The following is a 16,521-nucleotide window of genomic DNA, read 5'->3' as shown; positions in this document are numbered from 1 at the left end:
GAATGAAATTATTTCAGAGTATAAAAAAACGAGCTTCTATTTTCGGAAAATCAAGAAAAAAAATTAAGACACTTTTTTCGCAATTGTAAGGGGCAATTTAAAATCGGAAATAACTATATCAGATTATTTAATGGTTTTAAAACAAGAATTTTAACAAAAAAAACCGCTTTAATTTTAGTTCAAAATATCAATAAACTCATATTTGAAAGATTAATTAATAATATCATAATTCTAATTAATTAATTTCATTTAATGAGGAATTTTTATCTTAATATATAGGATAATTTTGATAATATACTATCTTTAGGGCTGATTGCAAAATTATGTATTGGAGTAATTCTGGTTGCTCACGGCTATTTATATAAGGAAGAATTAACTTAAAAAGAAGTCTATCGTGAAACTTTTTTTTGAATGAAAAAACTTATAGGCTGGTTGATTAATATGCTGATTACTTGATGGTAAAGTAGGGTTTAAGGAGTGGGGTTTTTTGGTTTTCGTATGGTATTTTATGAGATCAAAAGCGCTTTATCCTTATTGAATTTTTGTGATTTAATACTGCCTTTTGGCTAGGGAGAGGTAGCAGATATCAAGCGCTCGGATGATTGTGATAGTTATAGAAAGTAAGTTAAAATAAAAGCTGATTTTCAGCAGGTTTAGAATGAAGTTTATTCGAGTATAGGGTTTCTATGATCTGGGTGGAACAAAGTAATATCCGATTAGCGTCTAATGTGAAAATTACGTAGGAAAGACTCGCTTGATTCTGATCGGTGAGCGCTATCTAATGAATATGTTGCTGCGTAAGAACAGCGTCAGTAATACAATTGATTGCCATTTGGCAGAGTATACTAAAAGGAGGGATTTAGGATAACTTCTTTGTGTTGGATGGTAATGATTTGCAAATGAATTGTTTGATGACTGATAATGTGTGCCGAATTAGAGAACTGTTTAAATTTAATTCGGTGGCTGAGTTATTGTCTTATTGACATTATAAGGCAATTAACGTCAATAGTTTTAAGGAAAGATATAGTATAAATAATAGTAAGGAATATTAGGTTATAATTTTAATAATATATGGAATTTTTAAGTTTTTTTCAAAGAATAAACAAAGAAGGCATAAAGTTGGTATTAAAAAATGGATCTTTAAGTATTAAGTCAAATACTGAAATCGGTCCGGAATTACTCCAGGAAATAAGAGCTAATAAAGAACAGATTATTGAGTACCTGGAAAAATATCAGAGTGAAAATATAACCAAAGAATTATTAGATAAATATCAAGATAACAAGATTGCAAAAAAAATACTGGAGAAAGTCACTCCCTATACAGGAGAGCGATTGGAGCGTATTCCAATGTCTTTCAGTCAGGAACGTTTGTGGTTTTTAGATCAGTTGCAAGGTAGTACAGAATATCATATCCCTACTGTTCTTCATTTGGAAGGAGCAGTAGATGGGGTGATTTTAGAACAAACATTACAAAGTATCGTTTCTCGTCATGAGGTACTTCGCACCATTCTTTTATCAGAGGAGGGTTTAGGATATCAGGAAATTATTAGTCCTGAGGATTGGAAACTGGATCAGGTAAAAATAACAGATGAATCTTTGTTGGCGAGCAGTTTGCAAGATTATCTGATGACTCCTTTTGATTTAGCAAAGGATTATAAATTAAGAAGCTGTCTGTATGATTTAGGAAATCAAAAGTACGTACTGGCTTGTGTGTTTCATCACATTGCCAGCGATGGTTGGTCGGAAGGTATTTTGATGAATGAGTTTCTGGAGTTTTACGATGCACTGAAGTCAGGTAGAACAGCCGTTTTACCGGAACTTGTTTTACAATATTCAGATTATGCAATCTGGCAAAGGAAATACCTCGAAGGAGCTGTTTTGGAATCTCAATTATCGTATTGGGAAGAGAAGCTTCAGGGAGTGGCTACGCTGGCATTACCAACAGATTATGCTCGTCCATCTGAGCAGAGTACAGCAGGATCGAATGTTTCTGTTGTTTTAAATAAAGAAATTAGTGAGTCTTTAAATATTTTATGCCAAAAAGAAGGCGTTACCTTGTTTATGGTGATGCTGTCTGTTTTTAAGGTATTGTTGTCGCGTTATAGCGGGCAAGATGATATCTGTGTAGGAACGCCAATAGCAAACCGTACCCAATCTGAGTTAGAAGGAATGATTGGCTTTTTTGTCAATACGTTGGCCCTTCGCAGTGATTTGGGAGGCAATCCAAGTTTCAAAGAACTTTTAGCAGAAGTTAAAAGAACTACATTGGACAGTTATGATCATCAGTTGGTTCCATTTGAGAAGATAGTAGAGCGTGTGGTTACGACCCGCGACAGGAGTATGAGTCCTTTATTTCAGGTGATGTTTGTGTTGCAAAATACACAGCTAAGTTCAGGAGAAACAGGAAAAGGTTTAGAAGACATTACTCTTTCAGGTTATAAGTTTGATACCGTTACTTCGAAGTCAGATTTAACACTGGATGTGTCAGAAGGAAATAACGGTATTGTATTGAGCATCAATTATTGTACAGCCTTATTTGATAAAGTAACGATGGATCGTATGTTGCTGCATTACCAAGAGTTATTGGCAGGTATTGTGAATAATATCAACCAGTCAATAGATAGTCTTTTAATGCTTACTGCGAAGGAAGAAGATCAATTGTTGAATGTTTTCAATAATACAGCAGTTGAGTATCCAAAAGATAAAACCATAGTTGCTTTATTTGAAGAACAGGTCAAAAATACTCCTGATGCCATTGCGGTGGTTTATGAAGGAGCCAAATTAAGTTATAAAGAATTAAATGAGAAGTCCAATCAATTAGGATCTTATTTAAGAGAACAAGGCGTTGAGCCAGACACTCTTGTGGGGATCTGCGTAGAGCGTGGTTTGGAGATGTTGGTTGGAATCTTGGGAATCTTGAAATCAGGAGGTGCTTATGTGCCAATCGATCCGGATTATCCTGAAGATCGTATTGCCTATATGATAGGTGATGCCGGAATTAATTTAGTATTGAGTAGTGCAACAAGTCATAAAGTACTGGAGGAATATACTGATCTTAATGTTGTATTGTTAGATACAGATTGGGAGAAGATCTCAAACTATTCAACAGAGAACTTAAGTATTGTAGTAGCACCGGATCATCTGGCTTATGTGATTTATACTTCAGGAAGTACAGGTAATCCAAAAGGAGTTTTAATTACCCATAGTAATGTAGTTCGTTTGTTTAAAAATGAATCTTGTCTATTTGATTTCGGAACTCATGATGTCTGGACGCTGTTTCATTCGTTTTGTTTTGATTTCTCGGTATGGGAAATGTATGGAGCCTTGCTTCATGGAGGCCGTTTGGTAGTGGTTCCAAAAGCAGTAACCAAAGACGCTATTTCGTTTAAAGAATTATTGATCAGTGAAGGTGTAACGGTTTTAAACCAGACTCCGGGATCTTTTTATGCGCTTCAGGAAGCATTCTTATCCGAGAATTTTGATCATGCGATCAGATATGTGATTTTTGGAGGAGAGGCATTAAACCCTGTTTATTTACAAAATTGGAAAGCATTATATCCGTCTTGTAAAATGATAAACATGTATGGTATTACCGAGACTACGGTTCACGTTACCTATAAAGAACTTACAAGTTCAGATATGTTAAGTTCGGTTAGTGCTATTGGTTCAGCGATCCCTACTTTAGGATGTTATATTTTAGATGCCAATCTAAATTTAGTACCGGTAGGCGTTATTGGAGAGTTATGTGTAGGAGGAGCAGGAGTTGCAAGAGGATATTTAAACAGAGAAGAATTAACGCAAGAGAAGTTTATCACAAATCCTTTTGTAGCTGGAGACCGCTTGTATAGATCAGGAGACTTAGGACGTTGGCTAGCTGACGGCAGTATAGAATATATTGGAAGAAAGGATAATCAGGTAAAGATCCGTGGGTATCGTATCGAATTGGGAGAGATCGAGAATGCTTTGTCTTTATTGGAATCGGTTACCCAATGTTGTGTGTTGGCCAAAGAAGATGCATCAGGTAACAAACGTCTGGTTGCTTATGTAGTTTCAGAGAACAAACTAGATAAAACAGCTTTACAGGATCAATTAAAATTAAGTTTACCCGAATATATGGTTCCGATGATTTGGGTTGAACTGGATAAAATGCCTTTAACGTCTAATGGTAAATTGGACAAGAAAGCGTTACCGAATCCGGATAACTCAGATCTTTCTACACAGGAGTATGTTGCGCCTCGCACAGAGACGGAACAACAATTGGCAGCTATTTGGCAAAACTTATTGGGAATAGAAAAAGTGGGAATTTATGATAACTTCTTCGAATTAGGCGGTCATAGTTTACTGGCTGTTCAGTTGATTTCTCGTTTACAGAAGTTAGATTTTCATATTAGAGTAAAAGATATTTTTGCAGGACCAACGATAGCTTTAATGAGTGAGAAGTTATCTTCTTTATCATTAGTGTATCGTGTTCCGTCCAATGGTATAACAGTTGATAGCGATGTTATTACCCCAGCAATGGTTCCTTTGGCTGATTTGAGTCAAAGTGATCTGGATTTTATAATAGACACAGTAGCGGGAGGTGTTTCTAACATCGAGGATATCTATCCTTTATCACCGTTACAGGAAGGAATTCATTTTCATCATCTGATGAGTGATTCTAAACAGGGAGACCCTTATGTTTTGCCTAATTTGCTTTCTTTTTCAGATCAAAGTAAACGAGATTCTTTCATTGAGGCCTTACAATTTGTAGTGAACCGCCATGATGTTTTACGTACCTGTATTTTAAGTTCAGGTTTACCAAAAGCCGTTCAGGTTGTTTTACGTGAAGCGCCTTTATGGATTGAAAACTTAGAGTTGGATCGTTCTGAAGCAGTTTTACCCCAATTAGAGCTTCTGATAGCTTCAGGAGGTTATTGGATGGATGTTACAAAAGCACCATTATTGCAGTTGAAATCAGTTGAAGATGCTGAGAATGGTTGTTATTATTTGATTGTATACCAACACCACCTAATAATTGACCATATTGGTTTAGAGAAAATCATATCAGAGGTGATATCGTATTTATCGGGTAAAGGGGATAGTTTAGGAGTTCCTGTTTTGTACCGTGATTTTATAGGTCATACTTTGCATGCCCAATCGGTAAATGATGGAGCATCTTATTTTAAGTCTTTATTTGGTGCAATCGAAGAACCAACCTATCCTTTTGAATTATCGAATGTTTTAGGAGATGGTAAGGGGATTGAAGAATCTCATATAGTGCTCCCAAATGATTTAAGTACAGAGTTGCGCAAATTATGTGTGTTGCACGCTATAAGTCCGGCAGTTTTGTTTCATGCTGCGTACGGATTAGTAGTGGCTAGGTGTAGTAATAAGGACTATGCTATTTTTGGTTCTTTGTTCTCGGGAAGACTTCAGGGTTCTTTAGGAGCCGCAGATTCCTTAGGGTTGTTTATCAATACCTTACCGGTGATTCTGGAATTAAAAGGTGATGTAGTAGAATATGTGAATCAGGTGAAAGTTTTGTTACAGGATTTATTGTCCTATGAGCAAACGCCTTTATCACATATTCAGGATTGGAGTGGTATAGGCAATGATAAAGCCTTTTTTAGTGCTTTATTAAATTACCGTCATACAGGGCAGTCTCTATCAGAGGATGATGCAAATGAGTTTGATTCGGGGATAACGGTTCTTGGAAGTCAGGAACGCACCAATTATCCATTTACATTAAGTGTTGATGATTTTGGAGATGATTTTGGATTAACGTTTCAGATTGATGGAAATGTAGAAGCTAAGCGTATCCTTGTTTATATGGAAAATGCTTTGACGGAACTTTTAGGAGGTTTAAGTAACAAAGGATTAAATGTAACTACCTTAAATGTTTTATCGCAAGAGGAACAACATCAATTATTAGATGTTTTCAATAACACAGCGGTTGAATATCCAAAAGATAAAACAATACTTGATTTGTTTGAAAAGCAGGTGCAAAAGTCTCCTAATGCTATAGCTGTACTTTTGGGCTCAGAAGAGTTAAGTTATAGACAGTTAGACGAGCGTTCAAACCAGATGGGACATTATCTTCGTGACCAGGGTGTGGTGGCAGACAGTCTTGTAGGGATCTGTGTAGATCGTAGTTTGGATATGTTTGTGGCTATCTTGGGTATTTTAAAATCAGGAGGGGCTTATGTGCCAATCGATCCTGAATATCCGCAAGACCGTATTGATTATATTATAGAGGACAGTGGCATATCCTTTTTTGTTACCCAAAAGGAGTATGAATTTCTAATTGCTGATAAAGTTGAGATTACAGGAGTTGCAATAGATTTATGTAAAGAGCATATACATCAGCAACCGATCACAGCTTTAAATATAACTTTAGATTCAGAACAAAAGGTATATTGTATTTACACCTCAGGTTCTACAGGTAGACCCAAAGGAGTTGCCATTAGTCACACCAGTTTATTAAACATAGCCTTAAGCTGGGAAGCATCGTATAAACTCGATCATACAACTTGTTTATTACAAATGGCCAGTTTTTCTTTTGATGTATTTTCAGGAGATTTATGCAGAAGTTTGTTATTTGGAGGTAAAATGATACTTTGCTCTTCAGATATTCGACTTGATCCGGCTCGATTGTATAGCTTGATTTCAGAAACCGGTGTTACTATATTGGAAGGTACTCCGGGATTAGTAATTCCATTAATGGATTATATCCATGATCAGAATTTAGATTATAGCTGGATGAAGCTTTTGATTTTAGGTTCTGATATCTGCAGCATGAATGATTTCAAAAGAGTGTATGTTAGATTTGGACATTCCATGAGAATCATTAACAGTTATGGTACTACAGAAACTACCATTGACAGTTCTTATTTTGAAGTTGATACCATTAATAATCTGGATGGTTTAGTTCATGTACCAATTGGTAAACCTTTGTGGAATAATAAGTTTTACGTATTAAATCAATCGAATGTACTTTTACCGGTTGGTATAATTGGAGAGTTATGTATCGGAGGAACAGGAGTTGCCCTTGGCTATCTGAACCAAGAAGAGTTAAATAGAGAGAAATTTATCATAAATCCTTTCATAGAAGGAGAGAGAATATATAAAACGGGCGATTTGGCACGTTGGTTGCCTGATGGTAATCTTGAACTTATCGGTAGGAAAGACGACCAGGTTAAGATCCGTGGGTATCGTATCGAGCTGGGTGAGATTGAGAATGTATTATCATTATTAGAATCAGTTACCCAATGTTGTGTTTTGGCCAAGGAAGATGTAAGCGGTATCAAACGTTTGGTTGGTTATGTAGTGGTAGAAGGGAAACTCAATAAAGCCGATTTACAAGAACAATTAAAATCAAGTTTACCCGAGTATATGGTTCCGATGATCTGGGTTGAGCTGGATCAGATGCCGCTGACTCCTAATGGTAAACTGGACAGGAAAGCCTTACCGGATCCGGATAATTCTGATTTGTCTAGTCAGGCCTATGTTGCGCCACGTACAGAAACGGAAGAACAATTAGCAGTAATCTGGCAGAACTTATTGGGTATAGAAAAAATAGGTATTTATGATAATTTCTTTGAATTGGGAGGCCATAGTTTATTGGCTGTTCAGTTAATCTCTCGTTTACAGAAGTTAGATTTTCATATTGGAGTAAAAGATGTTTTTTCGGGACCAACGATAGCTTTAATGAGTGAGAAGTTGTCTTCTTTCTCTTTAGCATATCGTGTTCCTGCTAATAACATTAAAGTTGATAGTGAGACTATCACTCCGTCAATGGTTCCTTTGGTGGATTTGAGCCAGAGTGATCTGGATAAGATAATTGATACGGTAATGGGAGGTGTTTCCAATATTGAGGATATTTATCCTTTATCGCCATTACAGGAAGGGATTCATTTTCATCATTTGATGAGTGATTCTAAAGAGGGAGATCCATATGTTCTCCCAAGTTTACTTTCCTTTTCAGATCAAAATAAACGGGATTCTTTCATTGAGGCGCTACAATTTGTAGTGAACCGTCATGATGTTTTACGTACCTGTGTTTTAAGTTCGGGGTTACCAAGAGCTGTTCAGGTTGTTTTACGCGAAGCTCCTTTATGGATTGAAGATTTAGAATTGGATCGTTCTGAAGCTGTTTTACCACAATTAGAGCTTATGATAGCTCCGGGAGGCTGTTGGATGGATATTTCAAAAGCACCATTATTGCATTTGAAATCGGCAGAAGATGTTGAGAATGGCTGTTATTATTTGATTATATACGAACATCACTTAATAATGGACCATGTTAGTATGGAGAAAATTATATCAGAGGTGATATCGTATTTATCCGGAAAAGGTGCCAGTTTAGGAGTTCCTGCTTTGTATCGCGATTTTATAGGTCATACTTTGAATGCGCAAGCGGTTAATAATGGAGCATCTTACTTTAAGACTTTATTTGGAGCGATCGAAGAACCTACCTATCCTTTTGAATTATCTAATGTTTTAGGAGGCGGTAAGGGCATTGAAGAGTCTCGTGTAGTACTCTCAAAAGATTTAAGTACAGAGTTGCGTAAATTGAGTGTGTTGCATGCGATAAGCCCGGCAGTCTTGTTCCACGCCGCTTACGGATTGGTAGTAGCCAAGTGTAGTAATAAGGATTATGCTGTCTTTGGATCCTTGTTTTCGGGAAGACTTCAGGGTTCTGTAGGAGCAGCAGATTCTCTAGGGTTGTTTATCAATACATTGCCGGTACTTTTAGAGTTAAAAGGGAATGTAGTAGAATATGTGAATCAGGTAAAAGTTTTGTTACAGGATTTACTATCATACGAGCAAACTCCTTTATCCCATATTCAGGATTGGAGTGGTATAAGCAATGATAAAGCCTTTTTCAGTGCTTTATTGAATTACCGTCACTCGGCACCTGCTTTAACAGAAGAGGAAGATGCAAGTGAATTTGATTTCGGTATAACGGTTCTGGGAGGTCAGGAACGCACCAATTATCCATTCACTTTAAGTGTAGACGATTTTGGAGATGATTTTGGATTAACAGCTCAGATTGATGGAAGTATAGAGGCTAAGCGTATTCTGGTTTATATGGAAAATGCTTTGACGGAACTTCTGGAAGGTCTAAAAAACGAAGAAGTAAATACAACGGCTTTACCTATTTTATCAGAAGAAGAGTCGCACCAGTTATTGGATATTTTCAATGATACAACGGTAGAATATCCAAAGGATAAAACGCTGATTGATTTATTTAAGGAGCAGGTTAAAAAGACTCCTGATGCTATTGCAGTGGTTTATGAGGGAGAAGAGTTGAGCTATAAGGCATTGGATAAGCGTTCTAATGCGTTGGCAAATTATCTGTTAGCTCATAATACGATTCATTCGGAGCATTTAGTTGGCGTTATTTTAGAACGCAGTGATTGGTTAATTGTTTCATTTCTAGCAATATTAAAAACAGGTGCTGCTTATGTTCCTATTGACGCTAATTATCCGGAAGAAAGAAAAGAATATATAAAAAACGATAGTGGTTGTAGGGTAATTATAGATAATTCATTTCTGAATTTATTTAAAGAAACGATTTCTGATTATTCAGATGTTCAGCCTGAGATTGCTATAAAGTCAAATGACTTGGCCTATGTTATTTACACTTCGGGAAGTACAGGGCAACCTAAAGGAGTCATGATTGAACATAGAAATTTAATTCATTTATGTTTTTGGCACCAAAGAGCGTATGCTGTTACGGCTCAAAGCAGGGGTACTTTATTTTCCGGAATTGGTTTTGATGCCAGTATTTGGGAAATATGTCCTTATTTAGTTTTTGGAGCGAGCTTGTATCCTATCCCGGATAAAATGCGCTATGATTTGGATCAACTTTCAATGTTTCTGATTGATCATTCGATTACACATAGTTATATACCAACTTCCCTGTGTGAAAGTTTTATAGAAGAAGAGATTTCGTTGCCAAACCTTGTTGTTTTAACAGGAGGAGATGTGCTGCATTTAAATAAATCGACTGATATTACTATTTATAATAATTATGGACCAACAGAGATTACTGTAGTTGCGACTAGTTATAAAGTAAAAAAGGATAGACCAATTAAAATTCCTATTGGTAAACCTGTAGACAATACCAAGGTTTATATTATGGATGAAAGGCATCAGTCTTTACCCATTGGAGTAGTTGGAGAATTATGTATCGGAGGTTCAGGAGTGGCTCGTGGTTATTTAAACCAAGAAGAGTTAACTAAGGAAAAGTTTATAACAAATCCTTTTGTAGCAGGAGAAAGAATTTACAAAACAGGCGATTTAGCACGTTGGCTTGCCGATGGTAATATTGAATTTATCGGAAGAAAAGACGATCAGGTAAAGATTCGCGGTTATCGCATCGAGTTAGGTGAGATCGAAAATGCTTTATCGTCATTAGAAGCTGTCAGTCAGTGTTGTGTTTTAGCCAAAGAAGATGCAGGAGGTACCAAACGTTTGGTTGGTTATGTAGTGGTAGAAGGTGAGCTGAATAAGATTGATTTACAGGAGCAATTAAAGTTAAGTTTACCGGAATATATGGTTCCGATGATCTGGATTGAACTGGATCATATGCCTTTGACTCCCAATGGCAAATTGGACAGGAAAGCCTTACCGGATCCCGACAGTTCAGATTTGTCCAGTCAGAGCTATGTTGCTCCACGTACAGAGATTGAGGAACAATTGGCAATCATCTGGCAGAATTTATTAGGTATAGAAAAAGTTGGAGTTTATGATAATTTCTTTGAGTTGGGTGGTCATAGTTTATTGGCTGTTCAGTTAATCTCTCGTTTACAGAAGTTAGATTTTCATATTGGAGTTAAAGATATTTTTGCAGGCCCTACGATAGCATCGATGAGTGAGAAATTATCTTCTTTATCTTTAGCATATCGTGTTCCGGCCAATGGTATAGCTGTAAATAGTAGTTCTATTACTCCGTCAATGATTCCTTTGGTAGATCTGAGCCAAAGTGATTTAGATAAGATAAGTGATACGGTAATGGGAGGTGTTTCTAATATTGAGGATATCTATCCTTTATCACCATTACAAGAAGGGATTCATTTCCATCATCTAATGGGGGATCCTAAACAAGGAGATCCTTATATCCTTCCTAATTTACTTTCTTTTTCAGATCAGGATAAACGAGATTCTTTTATTGAGGCATTACAATTTGTAGTGAACCGTCATGATGTTTTGCGCACCGGTATTTTGAGTTCAGGTTTACCGGCTGCAGTTCAAGTTGTTTTACGCGAAGCGCCTTTATGGATTGAACATTTAGAATTGGATCATTCAAAAGCAGTTTTACCACAATTAGAACTTCTGATAGCTCCGGGAGGGTATTGGATGGATGTTTCAAAAGCACCATTATTGCAGTTAAAATCAGCAGATGACGCTGAGAATGGCAGTTATTATTTGATTGTATACCAACATCACTTAATAATTGACCATGTTGGTATGGAGAAAATTATATCAGAAATTACGCTGTATTTATCGGGTAAAGGAGATAGTTTAGGAGTTCCTGTTTTGTACCGAGATTTTATAGGTCATACTTTGCATGCGCAATCGGTTAATAATGGAGCATCTTACTTTAAGTCTTTATTTGGAGTGATCGAAGAGCCTACTTATCCTTTTGAATTATCCAATGTCTTAGGAAATGGCAGGAGTATTGAAGAATCTCATATAGTGCTTTCCAAAGATTTAAATACAGAGTTACGTAAATTATGTGTGTTGCACGGCATAACCCCGGCCGTCTTGTTTCATGCCGCGTACGGATTGGTAGTGGCCAGGTGTAGTAATAAAGATTATGCAGTTTTCGGCTCGTTGTTCTCTGGAAGACTTCAAGGCTCTTTAGGAGCAGCAGATTCCTTAGGGTTGTTTATCAATACGTTGCCGTTATTGTTGGATTTGAAAGGTGATGTAGTAGAATACGTGAATCAGGTCAAAGGACTGTTGCAGGATTTATTGTCCTATGAGCAAACGCCTTTATCGCATATTCAGAATTGGAGTGGTATTGGTAATGATAAAGCCTTTTTTAGTGCTTTATTAAATTATCGTCACTCGGCTCTGGCAGTAGCAGAGCAGGATGAGACTGTTGAATTTGATTCGGGCATCACCATTCTTGGTGGTCAGGAACGAACCAATTACCCATTTACCTTAAATGTAGATGATCTTGGAGATGGTTTTGAATTAACGGCTCAGATTGATGGAAGTATAGGGGCAACCCGTATTTTGGGATATATGGAAAATGCTTTGACGAAACTTTTAGAAGGTCTAAGCAAGGAAGGGGTAAGTATAAGTACCTTAAATGTTTTATCAAAAGAAGAAAGTGGCCAATTATTGGATGTTTTCAATAACACATTGGCTATTTATCCGAAAGATAAAACGTTGGTCGATTTATTTGAAGAGCAGGTTAAAAATACTCCTGATGCCATTGCGGTGGTTTATGAAGGAGCAGAATTAAGTTATAAAGAATTAAATGAGAAGTCCAATCAACTAGGATCTTATTTAAGAGCACAAGGCGTTGAGCCGGATACGCTTGTGGGTATCTGCATAGAGCGTAGTTTGGAGATGTTAATTGGAATCTTGGGAATCTTGAAATCAGGAGGGGCTTATGTGCCAATCGATTCAGATTATCCACAGGATCGAATTGCCTATATGTTAGATGATGCAGGTATGAAAGTGGTGCTAAGTAGCACAGCAAGTCATAAAGTGTTAGAGGAATATAGCGCTATTAATGTTGTATTGTTAGATACAGATTGGGATAAGATTTCGGGATATTCAAAAGAAAATCTAAGTGTTGTAGTGGCACCGAATCATCTGGCTTATGTGATTTATACTTCAGGAAGTACAGGTAATCCAAAAGGGGTGATGAACGAGCATGGAGGTATTGTAAATCGATTGTTATGGACGCAATCCCATTATCAGTTAACGGCTGAAGATACTATTCTTCAAAAAACTTCCTTTAGTTTTGATGTTTCTGTTTGGGAATTATTATGGTCTGTTATCTGCGGTGCTAAATTGGTTTTTGCGAAACCGGAAGGCCATAAAGATGCTGTTTATTTAAAAGAACTCATCGAGCAAAATAATATCACTACGATCCATTTTGTTCCTTCGATGTTAAGCGTTTTCCTTAGTTCAATTGAATTAGGAGACTGTAGTTCATTGCAGCGTGTTTTATGTAGCGGGGAAGCTTTACAACTGGATCATGTTAGTCTGTTTAGAGAGAAATTTAATAATGTACGTTTAGATAATTTATACGGTCCTACTGAGGCAGCGATTGACGTTAGTTCTTGGGAAGTTCCTTTGAAAGGTCACTTGTCAGCCGTTTTAATTGGTAAACCGGTCGCCAATACCAGCTTGTATGTTTTAGATGAAGCACACGAACTTTTACCACTTGGTGTAACAGGTGAATTATGCATTGGAGGGATTCAGGTAGCCCGAGGTTATTGGAATAAAGAAGAATTAACACAAGAGAAATTTATAGTAAATCCTTTTGTAGAAGGAGAAAGAATTTATAAAACGGGCGATTTAGCACGTTGGCTTGCTGACGGTAGTATAGAATATATTGGCAGAAAGGACAATCAGGTTAAGATTCGTGGTTTCCGTATCGAATTGGGTGAGATCGAGAATGCTTTGTCATTGTTAGAATCAGTTACACAATGTTGTGTTTTAGCCAAAGAAGATACATCAGGTAACAAACGACTGGTTGGTTATGTAGTTTCAGAGAACAAACTTGATAAGACTGATTTACAGGATCAATTGAAACTAAGTTTACCGGAATATATGGTTCCGATGATTTGGGTTGAACTGGATCAAATGCCATTGACTTCAAATGGTAAATTGGACAGAAAAGCATTACCGGATCCGGATAGTTCAGAATTATCTACACAGGAATATGTTGCTCCGAGAACAGAGATTGAGGAGCAATTAGCCGCTATTTGGCAGAATTTGTTAGGTATAGAAAAAGTCGGAGTTTATGATAACTTCTTCGAATTAGGAGGTCATAGTTTATTGGCTACGCGATTGGTATCGATGATTCGTAAAGAGCTGTCTATTGAAGTATCTATCAGAGAAGTCTTTGAATACACGACTATAGCAACTTTAAGTACTCATGTATCGAGGCAATCGGCAGGAATATTGCTGCCGGCTATTGTTGTTGAAGAACGTCCGGAACGTATTCCAATGTCTTTCAGTCAGGAACGTTTGTGGTTTATGGATCAGCTGCAGGGCAGTATAGAATATCATATTCCTATTGTACTGCGTCTGGAAGGAGCACTGTATGTCTCAATTTTAGAACAAACATTGCAAAGTATAGTTTCTCGTCATGAGGTACTTCGCACAGTTCTTTTATCAGAGGATGGAGTAGGTTATCAAGAAATAATAGGCGCAGAAAACTGGATATTAGATCAGGTAAAAATAACAGAGCAAGGATTATTGGAAAGTAATCTGCAGCAGTATTTAGTAAGCCCTTTTGATTTAGCAAAGGATTATAAGTTAAGAAGTTGTCTGTATGATTTAGGAAACCAACAGTTTGTATTGGCTTGTGTGTTTCATCACATTGCCAGTGACGGTTGGTCAGAAGGTATTTTGGTGCGTGAGTTTACGGAGCTTTACAGTGCCTTGCAGTCAGGAAGAGCAACGGTTTTACCGGAACTTACTCTGCAATATTCCGATTATGCGATCTGGCAAAGAAAGTATCTTGAAGGAGCTGTTTTAGAATCCCAATTAGCGTATTGGGAAACGAAACTTCAGGGAGTGGCTACTTTATCTTTACCAACAGATTATGCTCGTCCAGCTGTGCAAAGTACAGCAGGATCGAATGTTTCTTTGGTCTTAAATAAAGAAATTAGCGAATCGTTAAATGTTTTATGTCAAAGAGAAGGTGTTACCTTGTTTATGTTGATGTTATCGGCATTTAAAGTAGTGTTGTCTCGCTATAGTAGTCAGGACGATATTTGTGTAGGAACACCAATAGCAAACCGTACCCAGTCAGAATTAGAAGGTATGATTGGCTTTTTTGTCAATACGTTGGCACTTCGTACGGATCTTGGAGGCAATCCAAGCTTCAGGGAATTCTTAGGAAGAGTAAAAGAGACTACTTTGGGTAGTTACGATCATCAGTTGGTTCCATTTGAGAAGATAGTGGATCGAGTGGTTACTACCCGTGATAGAAGTATGAGTCCTCTATTTCAGGTGATGTTTGAATTAGAAAACGCACAGGCAAGTTCAGGAGATTCAGAAAAAGGGTTGCAAGATATTACCCTTTCAGGTTACGCGTTTGACATTGTTACGGCTCAATTTGATTTAACATTAAATGTATCCGAAAGCAATAATGGTATTGTTTTGAATATGAATTATTGTACCGCTTTATTCGATAAAGCTACGATTGATCGTATGTTGTGGCATTATCAGGAGTTATTGGCAGGTATTGTGAATGATGTCAATGAACCAATAGGTACTCTGTCAATGTTGACTATAGAGGAAGAATACCAGTTATTAGATATTTTTAATAATACGGCAGTAGACTATCCAAAGGACAAAACGATAGTTGCTTTATTTGAAGAGCAGGTTAAAAATACTCCTGATGCCATTGCGGTGGTTTATGAGGGAGAAGAATTGACTTATAGAGAATTAAATGAGAAGTCGAATCAATTAGGTCACTATTTGCTAAAACAAGGTGTCCAAGCCGGGGATTTAGTCGGCATTTGTTTGGATCGTAGTTTGGAGATGCTGATAAGTGTTTTAGGGGTTATAAAATCAGGAGGGGCTTATGTGCCAATCGATCCTGATTATCCGCAAGACCGTATTGATTACATTATAGAAGACAGTGGTATTTCCTTTTTTGTTACCCAAAAGGAGTATGAATTTCTAATTGCTGATAAAATTAAGATTACAGGAGTTGTAATAGATTTATGTAAAGAGCATATACATCAGCAACCGATCACAGCTTTAAATATAACTTTAGATTCAGAACAAAAGGTATATTGTATTTACACCTCAGGTTCTACAGGTAGACCCAAAGGAGTTGCCATTAGTCACACCAGTTTATTGAACATAGCCTTAAGCTGGGAAGCATCGTATAAACTCGATCATACGACTTGTTTATTACAAATGGCCAGTTTTTCTTTTGATGTATTTTCAGGAGATTTATGCAGAAGTTTGTTATTTGGAGGTAAAATGATACTTTGCTCTTCAGATATTCGACTTGATCCGGCTCGATTGTATAGCTTGATTTCAGAAACCGGTGTTACTATATTGGAGGGTACTCCGGGATTAGTAATTCCATTAATGGATTATATCCATGATCAGAATTTAGATTATAGCTGGATGAAGCTTTTGATTTTAGGTTCTGATATCTGCAGCATGAATGATTTCAAAAGAGTGTATGTTAGATTTGGACATTCCATGAGAATCATTAATAGTTATGGTACTACAGAAACTACCATTGACAGTTCTTATTTTGAAGTTGATACCATTAATAATCTGGATGGTTTAGTTCATGTACCAATTGGTAAACCTTTG

Annotated in this window: 1 protein-coding gene and 1 pseudogene (1 of these 2 cut by a window edge); both read left to right on the top strand. The window is 36.9% G+C overall.

The window, feature by feature from the left end; genetic code table 11:
• Nucleotides 1-23 precede the first annotated feature (23 nt).
• Nucleotides 24-243 (top strand): annotated as a pseudogene (locus LNP23_RS18675) (IS982 family transposase); the annotation flags it as partial.
• A gap of 828 nt (nucleotides 244-1,071) precedes the next feature.
• Nucleotides 1,072-16,521: the 5' portion of a non-ribosomal peptide synthase/polyketide synthase gene (locus LNP23_RS18670; protein ID WP_230002378.1), read on the top strand. Its footprint extends 13,425 nt past the window's final position; 15,450 of the gene's 28,875 nt are visible here — the first part of the coding sequence; its start codon is at nucleotides 1,072-1,074; its stop codon lies beyond the right edge, outside the window.

Source organism: Flavobacterium cupriresistens, from assembly GCF_020911925.1.
Classification (GTDB): domain Bacteria; phylum Bacteroidota; class Bacteroidia; order Flavobacteriales; family Flavobacteriaceae; genus Flavobacterium; species Flavobacterium cupriresistens.
The sequence above is the reverse complement of the archived record's forward strand: the minus strand, read 5'-3'. Positions and strand labels throughout refer to the sequence as shown.